The organism is Variovorax sp. CAN15, from assembly GCF_030462475.1.
Lineage (GTDB): Bacteria > Pseudomonadota > Gammaproteobacteria > Burkholderiales > Burkholderiaceae_C > Variovorax.
In genome coordinates this window covers 1-12,546 of record NZ_JASMRZ010000070.1, presented here as the reverse complement: position 1 = coordinate 12,546, position 12,546 = coordinate 1, and the positions used below count along the sequence as shown (strand labels likewise).

13 protein-coding genes are annotated in these 12,546 nt (G+C 67.3%); 7 read left to right on the top strand and 6 right to left on the bottom strand.

Annotated features, from left to right (window positions below):
- Positions 1 to 5 precede the first annotated feature (5 nt).
- Positions 6 to 1,361: an ATP-binding protein gene (locus QMO14_RS27015; RefSeq protein WP_301510942.1), complete on the top strand. Its 1,356-nt coding sequence runs from the start codon at positions 6 to 8 to the stop codon at positions 1,359 to 1,361.
- Positions 1,362 to 1,397: 36 nt separating this feature from the next.
- Here QMO14_RS27015 and QMO14_RS27010 read toward each other — a convergent pair whose 3' ends face one another.
- From QMO14_RS27010 to QMO14_RS27000, 3 genes are read right to left on the bottom strand one after another with little or no spacing between them, the layout of a single operon-like run.
- Positions 1,398 to 1,820 carry a thioesterase family protein gene (locus QMO14_RS27010; RefSeq protein WP_301510941.1) on the bottom strand — a complete coding sequence of 141 codons (423 nt, stop codon included), beginning with the start codon at positions 1,818 to 1,820 and terminating at the stop codon, positions 1,398 to 1,400.
- Entirely contained in the window at positions 1,817 to 2,707 is an 891-nt protein-coding gene (locus QMO14_RS27005) for a DMT family transporter (RefSeq protein ID WP_301510958.1), read from the bottom strand. Before QMO14_RS27005 ends, QMO14_RS27010 begins: the two co-directional genes overlap by 4 nt.
- A 20-nt stretch (positions 2,708 to 2,727) precedes the next feature.
- Positions 2,728 to 3,510 carry an SDR family oxidoreductase gene (locus QMO14_RS27000; RefSeq protein WP_301510940.1) on the bottom strand — a complete coding sequence of 261 codons (783 nt, stop codon included), beginning with the start codon at positions 3,508 to 3,510 and terminating at the stop codon, positions 2,728 to 2,730.
- Between the two features lie 164 nt (positions 3,511 to 3,674).
- Here QMO14_RS27000 and QMO14_RS26995 point away from each other — a divergent pair, with 164 nt between their 5' ends.
- Complete coding sequence (locus tag QMO14_RS26995; protein WP_301510939.1) at positions 3,675 to 5,372, top strand: electron transfer flavoprotein-ubiquinone oxidoreductase; 1,698 nt, start codon at positions 3,675 to 3,677, stop codon at positions 5,370 to 5,372.
- 95 nt (positions 5,373 to 5,467) lie between these two features.
- Here QMO14_RS26995 and QMO14_RS26990 read toward each other — a convergent pair whose 3' ends face one another.
- Both QMO14_RS26990 and QMO14_RS26985 read right to left on the bottom strand, forming a co-directional pair.
- A complete protein-coding gene (locus QMO14_RS26990) occupies positions 5,468 to 6,523 on the bottom strand; it encodes a hypothetical protein (protein WP_301510938.1) in 1,056 nt (351 codons plus the stop codon).
- Between the two features lie 2 nt (positions 6,524 to 6,525).
- Positions 6,526 to 6,798: a hypothetical protein gene (locus QMO14_RS26985; RefSeq protein ID WP_301510937.1), complete on the bottom strand. Its 273-nt coding sequence runs from the start codon at positions 6,796 to 6,798 to the stop codon at positions 6,526 to 6,528.
- A gap of 158 nt (positions 6,799 to 6,956) precedes the next feature.
- On the opposite strand from QMO14_RS26985, the gene denD reads away from it, so the two are divergent.
- The 4 genes from denD to QMO14_RS26965 are packed head-to-tail and all read left to right on the top strand — an operon-like array spanning position 6,957 to position 10,761.
- Entirely contained in the window at positions 6,957 to 7,976 is a 1,020-nt protein-coding gene (denD, locus tag QMO14_RS26980; RefSeq protein WP_301510936.1) for a D-erythronate dehydrogenase, read from the top strand.
- 51 nt (positions 7,977 to 8,027) lie between these two features.
- Entirely contained in the window at positions 8,028 to 8,996 is a 969-nt protein-coding gene (locus QMO14_RS26975) for a TRAP transporter substrate-binding protein (RefSeq protein WP_301510935.1), read from the top strand.
- The gene (locus QMO14_RS26970) at positions 8,993 to 9,487 is read left to right on the top strand and encodes a TRAP transporter small permease (protein WP_301510934.1); all 495 of its coding nucleotides are present in this window, start codon (positions 8,993 to 8,995) and stop codon (positions 9,485 to 9,487) included. Before QMO14_RS26975 ends, QMO14_RS26970 begins: the two co-directional genes overlap by 4 nt.
- Complete coding sequence (locus QMO14_RS26965; protein WP_301510933.1) at positions 9,484 to 10,761, top strand: TRAP transporter large permease; 1,278 nt, start codon at positions 9,484 to 9,486, stop codon at positions 10,759 to 10,761. The genes QMO14_RS26970 and QMO14_RS26965 overlap by 4 nt, the downstream gene beginning before the upstream one ends.
- 6 nt (positions 10,762 to 10,767) lie before the next feature.
- Here the strand turns inward: QMO14_RS26965 and QMO14_RS26960 are convergent, their stop codons facing one another.
- A complete protein-coding gene (locus QMO14_RS26960) occupies positions 10,768 to 11,559 on the bottom strand; it encodes a helix-turn-helix domain-containing protein (protein WP_301510931.1) in 792 nt (263 codons plus the stop codon).
- A gap of 98 nt (positions 11,560 to 11,657) precedes the next feature.
- Between QMO14_RS26960 and QMO14_RS26955 the strand changes: the two genes are divergently transcribed.
- On the top strand, positions 11,658 to 12,546 hold an 889-nt coding region (locus QMO14_RS26955; protein WP_301510930.1), incomplete at its 3' end, for an MFS transporter.

Genomic DNA, 12,546 nt, shown 5'->3' with positions numbered 1-12,546 from the left:
GTTCGTTGAACGCCAGCAGCTTCGCGGCCGGGCGCGATTCGCTCGCCGGGCGGCTGACCCGCACGCTGATCGTGTGGGTCGGCGGTGTATGGCTGCTGTGCGTGCTCGCCGTGGTCTGGTATGTGGACCGCGAGATCAACCACAACTTCGACAACGAGCTGGTGGAAGTCTCGCACCGCATGTTCGCGATGGCCGTGCAGGAACTGGAGAAGCTGCAGCATTCGGGCGGGGAGACGCCGCACCAGTTGCTGATTGCACCCAAACAGCTCTTCTCGGAAGATGCAGTCATCTATCAGATCGTCGACCTGCACGAGCACGTGCTGCTGCGATCCGCGGAGGCGCCCGCCGACACCTTCGATGTACCGCTGGCCGCCGGCTTCGCAAACAACACGAGCTGGCGCATCTACACGGTGCGCCACCCCACCCTGGGCCTCTTCTTCCAGGTGGCGGACCCTCTGGACGAACGCCGCCATGCGCTCAATCGCACGCTCTTCGGCCTGATCATTCCGCTTGGCGCGGTGCTGCCGCTGCTCGCGCTGGTGCTGCGCAACGTGGCGCGCACCGAGTTGCGGGTGCTGCAGGATCTGGCCGGCGAGATCGAGAAGCGCAGCGGCGCCGACCTGAGCCCGATCGCCCTTTCCGAAGGGCTGCCGAAGGAACTGCGCACCGTTGGCGACCACGTCAACCGGCTGCTCGAGCGGCTGTCGCACTCGCTCGACGTGGAGCGCGCCCTGGCGGCCAATGCGGCGCACGAACTTCGCACGCCGCTCGCAGCCGTCCGGCTGCGGCTGCAGACCGCGCTCGAGCACGACTTGCGGCGCAACGACATACAGGCCGCACTGGACGCGCTGCGCACGCTCAGCCATCGCACCGAGAAGCTGCTGCAGCTGTCGCGAGCGGAATCGGGCGCCTCGTTCACGCGCGCGAAGGTCGATCTGGTTCAACTCGCCGGCGCCGTGGCGCAGGACTTCTGGCAGGACCCGCAGAACATCGAACGCCTCGCGCTCAAGGTGCCCGACAGCAATGCGCCGGTGGCCCTCGGCGATGTCGACGCGCTCGCCATCGCCCTGCGCAACCTGGTGGAGAACGCGTTGCGCTACGGCGGCGGCCGCGTCGTCATCGAAGTGATGGCGCCCTGCACGCTGGTCGTGCGCGACTCCGGCAAGGGCGTCACCCCGGAACAGCTCGCCACGCTGCGCGAGCGCCATGTGCGCCACAGTTCCGACCGGGCAGGCTACGGGCTGGGTATCTCGATCGTGGGCACCATCGTCGAGAAGCACGGCGCAAGGCTGGAACTTTTCTCGCCACCGGCGGGCGCGGCGCAAGGCTTCGAGGCGCGGATCGTGCTGCGGCAGGCCTGAACGGAAAACAGGCCACCCGCTCGATCGATCAATTGATCAATCGCTCACCAGAGCACGCAGCCAGTCGGGCAAGGCCAGCGCCTTCTGCTTCGGGAAGTCGACCCAGATAGTGGTCGCCCCGCCGGCCGCGCAGATCACGTCGGGCTCTTCCTCGCGAGCCATGGTGGCCCAGCTCTCGAAGGTGGTGCGGCCCGGGTCGCTCACGTACATCTTGAGCAGCACGTTGCCCGGGTACTCGATCTGCCGGTAGAAATTGCAGAAGGCGTTGACGATCACCATGCCCTCGCCGTTGGGCTGCGGCTCGAAGCCAATGGAGTGCATCCAGTCGATGCGCGCGGTTTCGAGGTAGCGGAAGTAGGTGCCGTTGTTGAGATGGCCCATGGCGTCCATGTCGCCCCAGCGGATGGGAATGGACGTTTCGTAAACCAGCTTCTTCTTTTCGGGGATTTCGATTCTCATCGGTGCGCCTTGATGGATGCGAGGATGCCCAGCACGAACAGCGCCGCCGCAGCCCACTCTGTGGCCTGCGGCCAGCGGCCGTCCCATACGAAGGAATAGAGCAGCGCGAACAGCGTCTCGCTGACGATCAGCTGCCCGCAGAGGCTGGCCGACAGCCGCTGGCTGGCCACGTTCCAGAGAATGGTAGCGAGCCACGAGGAGCCGAAGCCGCTGGCCAGCGCAATCCAGACGAAGAGCATGCCGTCGGGCTGCGCGTTCAGCGTGGCCACGCCGCTGCCCGCGATGAGCCACAGCAGCAAGGCGCCCAGGCCGGTCGACACGCCCAGCCAGTTGGCCCAGTCGGTCGCGTTCAGTTCGGTGTGGCGCTGCAGCCAGGCGGCGTTGAGCAGGCCGTACACCGTCCAGCTCACCATCGAGGCCACCGCCAGCGCGATGCCCCAGCCGAAGCGGGCGCCGGTCGCCTCGCCCGCGCCGTGCTGCGCCGACCAGGCGCCGTAGATCATCAGCGCGATGCCCGCGCCGGTGAGCAACAGCCCCGGCAGCAGCGCACTCATGCGCAGTCCCGCGGGGCGGCCCAGCAGCATCATCCAGACCGGAATCGTGCCGATGATGAGGCTCGGCACCTCCGTGCCCGCCGCCTGGATGCCGAAGGCCAGCAGCAGGTAGTAACCGCTGAAGCCGAGCACGCTGAGCCCCAGCGCCGTCAGCGCCTGCCGCCCGTTGGGCCAGCGCGATGCGGAGGGCCGCGTGAAGATCGCGAGTCCCGAGATGGCGCCGAACACCAGGAAGCGCGCGGCGGTGATGTCGACCATGCCGAAGTGCCCCACCATGCGTGGCGCCACGAACACCAGCCCCCAGAGCGCCCCCGCGCCCAGGCCGGCGGCGATGCCGATCCAGGCCCTGGGGCTCAGAGCGCGAACCCGTCGTCGGCCGCGATGACGGCGCCGTTCACGAAGTGGCTCTGGCCGCTGGCCAGCAGCACGATCAGGCCGTCGAGATCTTCGGGCTTGCCCACGCGCTTGCGCGGCAGCATGTTGACCAGCTTGGTGCCGCCCTCGGTGCTCCAGTGCTCCTCGTTGAGCTCGGTCGTGATGTAGCCCGGGCACAGCGCGTTCACGTTGATGCCGAAGCGGCCCCATTCGAGCGCCATGGCCTTGGTCATCTGCACCACCGCGATCTTGCTCATGCAGTAGGTGCCGATCTGCGGCATGACCTTGAGCGCCGCGGCGGATGCGATGTTGATGATGCGACCGCCGATGTAGGTGCCCGGCGCCGTGCCCCTGGCGCGCGCCAGCATGCGCTTGCCGACTTCCTGCGCCACGAAGAAGGAGCCCTTCACGTTGGTGTCGAAGATGTAGTCGTAGTCGTCGGGCGTCACGTCCTGCAGGCGCTGCGTGGTGCTCACGCCCGAGTTGTTGACCAGGATGTCGATGGGGCCCACTTCGGTCTCGGCGCGCGCCACGGCCGCCTTGATGCTGCCGATGTCGGTCACGTCGAGCTCGACCACATGGGCATCGCCGCCCTCGCCTTCGATGCGCGCGCGCAGCTCCTTGAGCTTCTCGACGCGGCGACTGGCGAGCACCACCGCGGCTCCGGCACGCGCCAGCGTTTTCGCGAACTGGGCACCGAGTCCGCTGGAGGCGCCGGTGACGAAGGCCACGCGGCCGGAGAGATCGATGCTGTAAGCCATGAACAGGGTCCTGTGGAGTCGCGCAGGTGACGCGGGAAAGCCCGCCCGCGAGCGGTAGGGAGCATGCCTGGAGGCGACAGGGGGCCTGCCTGGACGCCGCATAAAATGCCCCGCAATCCCGGGAAGCCCCCGCGTCTCGAAAAATCATTATCGATCCAACCCAGATGACCCACGACGAAATCCTCGCTCAGTTCGGCCCTCGCGAAGCCATGGAATACGACGTGGTCGTGGTCGGCGGCGGCCCCGCCGGCCTGTCGACCGCGATCCGGCTCAAGCAGCTGGCCGCGCAGCACGAGAAGGAGATTTCGGTCGTTGTGCTCGAGAAGGGCTCGGAGCCCGGCGCGCACATCCTCTCGGGCGCCATCATGGACCCGCGCGCCCTCAACGAGCTGCTGCCCGACTGGAAGGAACTCGGCGCCCCGCTGAACCAGCCGGTCACCGACGACGCGATGGTGTTCCTGGGCGAGAAGTCCGGCCTGCGCACCCCCAACCTCTTTCTGCCGGCCTGCTTCCAGAACCACGGCAACTACATCATCAGCCTGGGCGCCTTCACCAAGTGGCTGGCGCAGCAGGCCGAGAACCTGGGCGTGGAGATCTTCCCGGGCTTCCCGGCTGCCGAAGTGCTCTACAACGAAGACGGCTCGGTGCGCGGCGTGGCCACCGGCAACATGGGCGTCGGCAAGGACGGCGAGCCCACCGAGAACTTCCAGCTCGGCATGGAGCTGCTGGGCAAGTACACCGTGTTCGCCGAAGGCGCGCGCGGCCACCTGGGCCGCCAGCTCATCGCGAAGTACAAGCTCGACGCCGGCAAGGACCCGCAGACCTACGGCCTCGGCGTGAAGGAAGTCTGGGAGATCGACCCCAAGCGCCACCAGCCCGGCTTCGTGCTGCACACCGCCGGCTGGCCGATGAAGAGCGACACCTACGGCGGCGCCTTCCTCTATCACATGGAGGACAACAAGGTCACCATGGGCTTCATCACCGGCCTGGACTACAGCAACCCCTACCTGAGCCCCTTCGAGGAAATGCAGCGCTGGAAGCTGCATCCCAACATCCGCTGGTACCTCGAAGGCGACGAGTCCAAGGGCATCAAGCCCGCCAAGCGCATCGGCTACGGCGCGCGCGCCATCACGGCGGGCGGCCTGATGTCGCTGCCCAAGACCGTGTTCCCGGGCGGCGCGCTGGTCGGCTGCGAGGCCGGCTACCTCAACGTGAGCCGCATCAAGGGCAGCCATGCCGCCATCAAGACCGGCATGCTGTGCGCCGAAGCCGCCTTCGACGCGGTCATGGCCGGCCGCCAGCACGACGAGCTCACTGCATACCCTGCCGCCTTCGAGAAGAGCTGGCTGCACGCCGAGCTGAACAAGGCGCGCAACTTCAAGGCCTGGTTCAAGAAGGGTCTGGGCATCGCGACCTTCATGAACGGCGTCGAGCAATGGCTGCTGAAGGGCCACATCCCATGGACGCTTCGCCGCGACAAGCCCGACCATCTGTACCTGAAGCCCGCGTCGGAGTGCAAACCCATCGTCTACCCCAAGCCAGACGGCAAGCTCACCTTCGACCGCCTCTCCAGCGTGTTCATCAGCAACACCAATCATGAGGAGCAGCAGCCGGCCCACCTGACGCTCAAGGACCCGACGGTGCCGGTGAACGTCAACCTCGCGAAGTTCGCCGGTCCCGAAAGCCGCTACTGCCCCGCCGGCGTGTACGAGTTCGTCGGCACCGACGACGGCAAGCAGCGCCTGCAGATCAACGCGCAGAACTGCGTGCACTGCAAGACCTGCGACATCAAGGACCCGACGCAGAACATCGTGTGGGTCACGCCCGAAGGGGGCGGCGGCCCGAACTACGTGGGGATGTAAGGCCCCGGCCCTCTCCCAGCCTATTCCCGCTTCTTCCCGCTCGAGGCCCTCTTCGGAGGGCTTCTTCTTTGGCATCGCCGGAAGGCCTGCCGCCTTCAGGCAAGGTACGAGGCGACTTCCTCGGGCATGAGCAAGCGCACGAGCGACACACGCGACTTCTGCTCCGAATGGAGCACGCGATTGAACCCGTTCCAGGTGCGGCTGGGCTTGTCCTGAGTGTCCAGCGCCACCAGCACCAGCCGGCCCTGCCTGCGGGCGTTTTCGCGCAGCGACCCCTCGCCCCATGACCACGCCATGGGATCGACCAGCTCGCCGTTCCTGAAGGCATGGGCCTGCAGCCACAGGTACTCCGCGCAGTCGGTGTCGCGGCTCGCGTTCGCATGCGCCTCGCGCGCGGGCGGCTCGATGCCGAGCGCCTTGGCGTGCTTGCGCATCAGCTTCTGCAGCAGCGAGAACGCGTGGAAGTTGTTGTTGATGGCATGGGCCTTCACCACCATGCCCGTGCCCGAGGCGGGAAGCAGCACCACCAGTTCGTCCTCGTAGGCCAGCCCGGCGGCACCCTGCAAGAAGTGCAGCCCGTCGATCGGCAGAGAGTCGTTCACGGCCATCGCAACGATGCGCGCGACCAGTTCGTCGTCGGACAGCAGGGCGCGGTGGTTGCGCACGTCGCGCATGAGCATGGTCATCAGCGGAAGTACCAGCAAACCGGCCGCGGCCTGCCGCGCCTCGACCTCGAAACGCTCCTGCGCCGACAGCGCGCCGAGCGCAGCTTCGGCGGCCTGCCATTCGGCGACATCTTCCGGGTCTGCCTCATCGTCGTCCTCCTGCGGCTGCGTCGCGCAGAAAGGCTCGAGCGAGACGAGCAGGCCGGCCATGAGTTCGAGCGCCGCGCCGAAGAGCAGGTGCGGATCGGCCCCGTCCTCCACGAGCGCGCCGCAGAACAGCGCCAGCAGCGCGGCCCGGTGAGGATGCAGGTGAGGCAGTTCGGCGGCCGCCAGTTGCAGCACATCGTTCTTCTCGGGGCTCTTCATCGCCAAGAGGTAGAAATCCCTGATCTCGTTGCGCGAGAAGAACGAGGACCGGGTGTCGAGGTCGGCTTCGCCGAGCACCGGCTGCCGCAGCGTCTGCAGGAAATCGGGTGGAAACTTCATCGTCATGTCGTCGTTGTTTCTACACCGGGGTCGGGCTTTCGCAGCGGAACGAGGCTGCGCGCCACGAACCCCGCGGCCACTGCGCCGAAGATGGCACCCGGCAGCGAGAAGGCCGGCCCTGCCAGCCCGCCGAGCGCTCCCGCGCAACCGCCCAGGAACATCCAGGCAAGCAAGCTTCGCCTGCGCCGGTACTGTGGTGAAGGCTTCTCGGCGAACATGCCGTTCGCGACGAGCCATGCCACGGCGAGAAGCCACAAGACGATGACCGTGAGCATGCAGAGTCTCCTGTCGATGAAGGGCGCTCGGGCGCGGCGGGTTCCAATGGGCGGCCTGCGATCGAGCATGCCACAGGCCTGCCGCCCTCGCCGCTGCCCGAGATCGAACGGGAAATGCGCCGCACGCTTATCCTCGGCGCTCACAGGAGACAAGACCCATGCAGATCATGATCACCGGCGGCGCAGGCTTTCTGGGTGCGCGCCTCGCTCGCACGCTGCTGAAGCAAGGCAGCCTATCGCTGGCCGGCGCGCCGGCCGCACTCATCGAGCGCATCACGCTGGTCGACCGCGCGGCACCGCCGGCCGACCTCGCGGCCGACACCCGCATCAGGGCCATCACCGGCGACCTGAACGACCAACTCTCGGCGCAGGCCGATGCCACGCCGTGGCGAAAGGCCGACGCCATCTTCCACCTGGCGGCCGCCGTGAGCGGCGAATGCGAGGCCGACTTCGACCTCGGCATGCGCAGCAACTTCGCCGCCACGCATGCGCTGCTCGAACGGGTCCGCGCCCTGAATACCAAGCCGGTACTGGTGTTCGCCAGCTCGCTCGCGGTGTTCGGCGACTCGCCCGAGCAGCCGCTGCCGAAGGTCATCGAGGACCACACGCTGCCCACGCCGCAGACCAGCTATGGCATCCAGAAATTCATTGGTGAACAGCTGATGGCCGATTTCACGCGAAAGGGCTTCGTGCGCGGGCGCAGCGTGCGGCTCATGACGGTGAGCGTGCGGCCGGGCAAGCCCAACGGCGCGGCCTCGGGCTTCTTCAGCGGAATGATCCGCGAGCCGCTGGCGGGCCTGTGCGCGGCATGCCCGGTGCCCGATGAGACGCCTGTCGCCATCGCGTCACCGGCTCGCACCATCGAGGGCATCATCCGCGCCGCCGAGGCAAGCGATGCGCAATGGGGCCCGCGCACCGCGCTGAACCTGCCTTCGCTGTCGACCACGGTGGGCGAGATGGCCGCCGCGCTGGAGCGCGTGGCCGGCAAGGCCGCCACCGCCCTGCTCGACCGCACGCCCGACCCCACGATCATGCGCATCGTGAAGACTTGGCCGGGACACATCGAGACGGCACGCGCCAGGGCATTGGGGCTGACCGCGGACAACAGCTTCGAGGCCGTCATCCGCGAGTACGTCCGTGAAAATCCCGACGCGGTGAAGCTTCCGATTGCGGCATAGTCACGGCAAGCGCGCCTGACGCGTTCCTGCCCCCAACTCCCCGGAGACACCATGAAATTCGGCCCCATCGCCGCCGCTTGCCTTTCGCTCGCCCTGAGCTCGGTCGCCTTCGCACAGACGACCATGAAGATCAGCATCTCGACCGCGCAGAACTCGCACCAGGGCGTTGCTATCGACACCTTCGCCAAGGAAGTCGAGAAGCGCACCGGCGGGCGCTACAAGATCCAGACCTTCTACAACGGCTCGCTCGGCGGCGAGCGCGAGTCGATCGAGGCGGTGCAGCTGGGCACGCAGGAACTCGCGTTCTCGTCGACCGGCCCGGTGCCGAACTTCGTGCCCGAGACGAAGATCCTCGACGTGCCCTTCCTGTTCCGCGACAAGGCACACGCCCGCGCGGTGCTCGACGGCCCGATCGGCCAGGACCTGCTGACCAAGTTCGACGCCAAGGGCTTCAAGGCGCTGGCCTGGGCCGAGAACGGCTTCCGCCACATGACCAACAGCAAGCGCGACGTGAGGACGCCCGAAGACCTCAAGGGCCTGAAGATGCGCACGATGGAAAACCCTGTGCACATCGCCGCCTACAAGGGCTTCGGCATCATCACCACGCCCATGGCCTTCCCCGAGGTGTTCACCGCGTTGCAGCAGGGCACGGTCGATGGCCAGGAGAACCCGCTGCCGGTCATCATCTCGGCCAAGTTCGACCAGGTGCAGAAGCACCTGTCGCTCACGGGCCACGTCTACTCGCCCTGCATCTTCCTGATGAACAAGGCGAGCTTCGACAAGCTCAGCGCGGCCGACAAGCAGGCCTTCCTCGACGCAGCCAAGGAAGGCACCAAGGCCAACCGCGCGCGCGTGGACGAGGACGACGCCAAGGGTGTGGCCGACCTGCGCGCCAAGGGCATGACCGTGATCGACAACGTCGACAAGGCCAAGTTCGTCGCCGCGCTCGCGCCGGTCAATGCCCAGTTCGAGAAGGAATTCGGCAAGGCCAATCTCGACAAGATCCGCGATTACAAGTGAAAGACAAGTTCCTGAGCATCGAGCGCTGGACCACCGGCGCCTCGATGCTGATGGCCTGCGCGATGCTGGTCGTCGCGTCGAGCCTGGGCATGTTCCAGATCATCACCCGCTTCGTGCTGGAGCAGCCGGCCGAGTGGAGCGAGATCCTGATCCGCGTGAGCCTCATCTGGATGGTGTTCCTCGGCATCCCGAGCGCGTTCCGCCAGGGCGCGATGGTGAGCGTGGACGTTCTCTACCGCTGGAGCCCGCCGCGGGTGCGCCGCGTGCTCGACGCGGTGGTGAGCGTCGCCGCGCTGATCCTGATGCTGGTGGTGCTGTGGTGGGGCTGGGACTATGCGATTCGCGGACGCGTGCAGTCGATGGCCGGGCTCGAGAGCGTCTCGATGCTGTGGTCCTACCTGGCCTTGCCAGTGGGGTCGCTCTTCTGCCTGTTCGGCATCGTCGGTAATTTTCTCGACCCGAAGCGGCTCGAGCTGGAGACAGCGCAATGAGCACCGTGATGGTCGCGACGATGGTGCTGTGCTTCGCACTGTCGATCTCGGTGGCGGTGTCCATCGGGCTGGCGTCGATCCTGGGCATCCAGGTGACCAACGCCAACATGCTGATCTCCGTGAAGGAGATGTTCAACTCGATCAACAAGTTTCCGCTGGCGGCCATCCCGTTCTTCATCCTGGCCGGCAACCTGATGGAGACAGGCGGCATCTCGCGGCGCCTGGTGGAGTTCGCCAAGAGCATCGTGGGCGGAGTGCAGGGCGGCCTGCCGATGACCTGCGTGCTCACCTGCATGATCTTCGCGGCGGTGTCGGGCTCGTCGGTGGCAACCACCTTCGCGATCGGCGCCATCCTGATCCCGGCGCTCATCAAGCACGGCTACCCCACCTCGTACGCGGCGGCGCTGCAGGCCACCAGCGCGGAGCTGGGCGTGATCATCCCGCCGTCGATCCCGATTATTCTGTACGGCGTAAGCGCCGAGGTGTCCATCGGCGAGCTGTTCATCGCGGGCTTCGGGCCGGGCATCCTGATCAGCCTGGCGCTGATGCTGTTCGTGTGGGTCTACTGCAAGTGGAAGGGCTGGGGCAAGAACGACGGCGAAGGCCGCATGCCCTTCGGCCGTGCGCTGTTGCAGGCGGGCTGGGCGCTGCTGATGCCGGTGATCATTCTCGGCGGCATCTACGGCGGCATCTTCACGCCGACCGAAGCCTCCGCGGTGGCTGTGTTCTACGCACTGGTGGTGGGCATGCTGATCTACCGCGAGATCAGGCTGGGCGATCTCTACGCGATCCTGCGTAAATCGGTGATGTCGTCGGCAGTGATCATGTTCGTCATCGCCAACGCGGGCCTGTTCGCGTTCCTCATCACCCGTGCCGGCGTTCCCGACGCGATCGGCCACTGGCTGCAGGAGGTGCTGAAGTCGCCTGCGATGTTCCTGCTGGGTGTGAACGGGGCGCTGTTCGTGATCGGCATGTTCATCGAGACCAGCGCGGCGATCATCGTGCTCGCGCCGATCCTGGCGCCGGTGGCGGTGCACTTCGGCATCGACCCGGTGCACTTCGGCCTGATCATGGTGGTGAACCTCGCGCTCGGCATGATCACCCCGCCCTTCGGCGTGAACCTGTTCGCGGCCTGCACGGTGGCGCGCATCTCGCTCGACCGCATCGTGAAGCACCTCATTCCTTTCGTGCTGGTGATCCTGGGGTGCCTGATGGTGATCACCTACGTGCCGTGGATCTCGCTGGCGCTGCGGGACCTGGTCTACGCGAGATAGAGATAGTCATTCGCGGCGCAGGTACACGCTGGGCGGCACGCCCAGCGTGCGCCGGAACATCGCGGTGAAGGCGCTCGGGCTCTCGTAGCCGTGCGCCAGCGCCACTTCAAGGATCGACGCACCCGCCGCCAGTTGCGGCAGGCTCAGCAGCAGCCGCGCCCGCCGGCACCAGGCACCGAAGTTCATGCCCGTCTCGCGCTGGAACAGGCGCGCGAGTGTGCGGCTGTTCATGTGCAGGCGCAGCGCCCAGTCGTCGAGAGTGGCGGGCACAGACGGATCCCGCACCAGCTCCTCGCACAGCGCGGCCAGCCGGGCGTGGCGCGGCATGGGCACGTGCAGCGAGAGCGCCGGGGCGGCCTCGATCTCGTCGAGGATCAGTTCCATCACCCGCTCATCGCGCCCGCCCGGCGCGTAGTCCAGCGGCAACGACACGGCCGTGACGATCAGCTCCCGCAGCAGCGCGCCGACGTGGATCACGCGGCACTCGCCGCCCAGGTCGGCACGCGTGCCGGGCTCGACGAACACGGTGCGCATGCGCACCTCGCCAGCCATCTGTATCCGGTGCTCCATGCCGCCGGGCACCCACACGCCGCGCCCGGTGGGTACCACCCAGCTGCCGGCCGCGGCGCTCACCAGCATCACGCCCGAAATCGCATGGATGAGCTGCCCGCGCCGGTGCGTGTGCGGCGGGATGAAGGCGTCGCCGGCAGGGTCGGTCGCCAGCACCGCAACGGCGCGCGGGGTCGACTCGCCGTGCTCCGGACGGAGGTTGATAGCTGCCTGAGCTTCTTTGTCCATTTCTCGACGACGCTTGAGGATTCGTAGCGAGAACATCTTCTCATGGCTTCCTACGATGCTTTTTTCAACTCCTCCTGCCAACGAAAGAAGCATCCGTCATGAACAAGCGCCGACTCGGGCTGCTCACCGGCACCCATGCCGTCAACGACCTCTACCAGGGCCTCGTGCCCGCCCTGCTGCCCTTCATGGTGCTGGAGCGCGGCTACAGCTACACGGCAGTCAGCGGCCTGATGCTGGCGGCCACCGGCCTGTCGAGCGTGGTGCAGCCGCTGTTCGGCCTGTATGCCGACCGGCACCCGCGCAGCTGGCTGGTGCCCTCGGGCTTCCTGGTGGCCGCGTTGGGCGTGGTGCTGGCCGGCCTGAGCCAGAGTTACCTGCTGACCTGGATCGCGATGGCGCTGTGCGGGCTTGGCATCGCGGCCTACCACCCGCCCGCAACGGTGGCGGCGCGCGCGGCCGGCGGCGGCTCGCAGAAGGCGATGAGCGTGTTCTCCGTGGGCGGCACCATCGGCGCCTCGTTCGCGCCAGTGCTGGCGGCCACGGCCGTGGGCGGCGGCAGCCTGTCGCGCAGCTACCTGCTGGGCGTGCCGGCGCTGGCGATGGGCGTGGTGTGGTTCGCCGCAAACGCGCGGCGCGGGGCGGACTCGGGCAGCGCAGCAGCAGCGGCTGCACGCAAGGCCGGCGGCCATCTGATGAAGCCGCACAACGAATGGCGCGCCTTCGGGCTGCTGGTGGCGACCATCGTGGGCTGGTCGATCCCGTACGTCACGGTGATGTCGATGCTGTCGCTGCGCATCACGCGCGACCTGCACGGCTCGGCCTTCCAGGGTGCGGCGGCGCTCACCGCGTTCACGGCGGCGGGTGCCGTGGGCACGCTGCTCGGCGGCTGGCTGGGTGACCGCATCGGGCGCATGGGCACGATCCGCGCCGGCTACCTGCTCGCGCTGCCCTCGCTCGCGGGCATCGTGCTCGCGCCGGACGCCGGCT

Coding starts and splice junctions, on each gene's coding strand:
- QMO14_RS27010 (WP_301510941.1), bottom strand. CDS start 1,820: ATGAGAATCGAAATCCCCGAAAAGAAGAAGCTGGTTTACGAAACGTCC.
- QMO14_RS27000 (WP_301510940.1), bottom strand. CDS start 3,510: ATGGCTTACAGCATCGATCTCTCCGGCCGCGTGGCCTTCGTCACCGGC.
- QMO14_RS26995 (WP_301510939.1), top strand. CDS start 3,675: ATGACCCACGACGAAATCCTCGCTCAGTTCGGCCCTCGCGAAGCCATG.
- QMO14_RS26990 (WP_301510938.1), bottom strand. CDS start 6,523: ATGAAGTTTCCACCCGATTTCCTGCAGACGCTGCGGCAGCCGGTGCTC.
- QMO14_RS26985 (WP_301510937.1), bottom strand. CDS start 6,798: ATGCTCACGGTCATCGTCTTGTGGCTTCTCGCCGTGGCATGGCTCGTC.
- denD (WP_301510936.1), top strand. CDS start 6,957: ATGCAGATCATGATCACCGGCGGCGCAGGCTTTCTGGGTGCGCGCCTC.
- QMO14_RS26975 (WP_301510935.1), top strand. CDS start 8,028: ATGAAATTCGGCCCCATCGCCGCCGCTTGCCTTTCGCTCGCCCTGAGC.
- QMO14_RS26965 (WP_301510933.1), top strand. CDS start 9,484: ATGAGCACCGTGATGGTCGCGACGATGGTGCTGTGCTTCGCACTGTCG.
- QMO14_RS26960 (WP_301510931.1), bottom strand. CDS start 11,559: ATGGACAAAGAAGCTCAGGCAGCTATCAACCTCCGTCCGGAGCACGGC.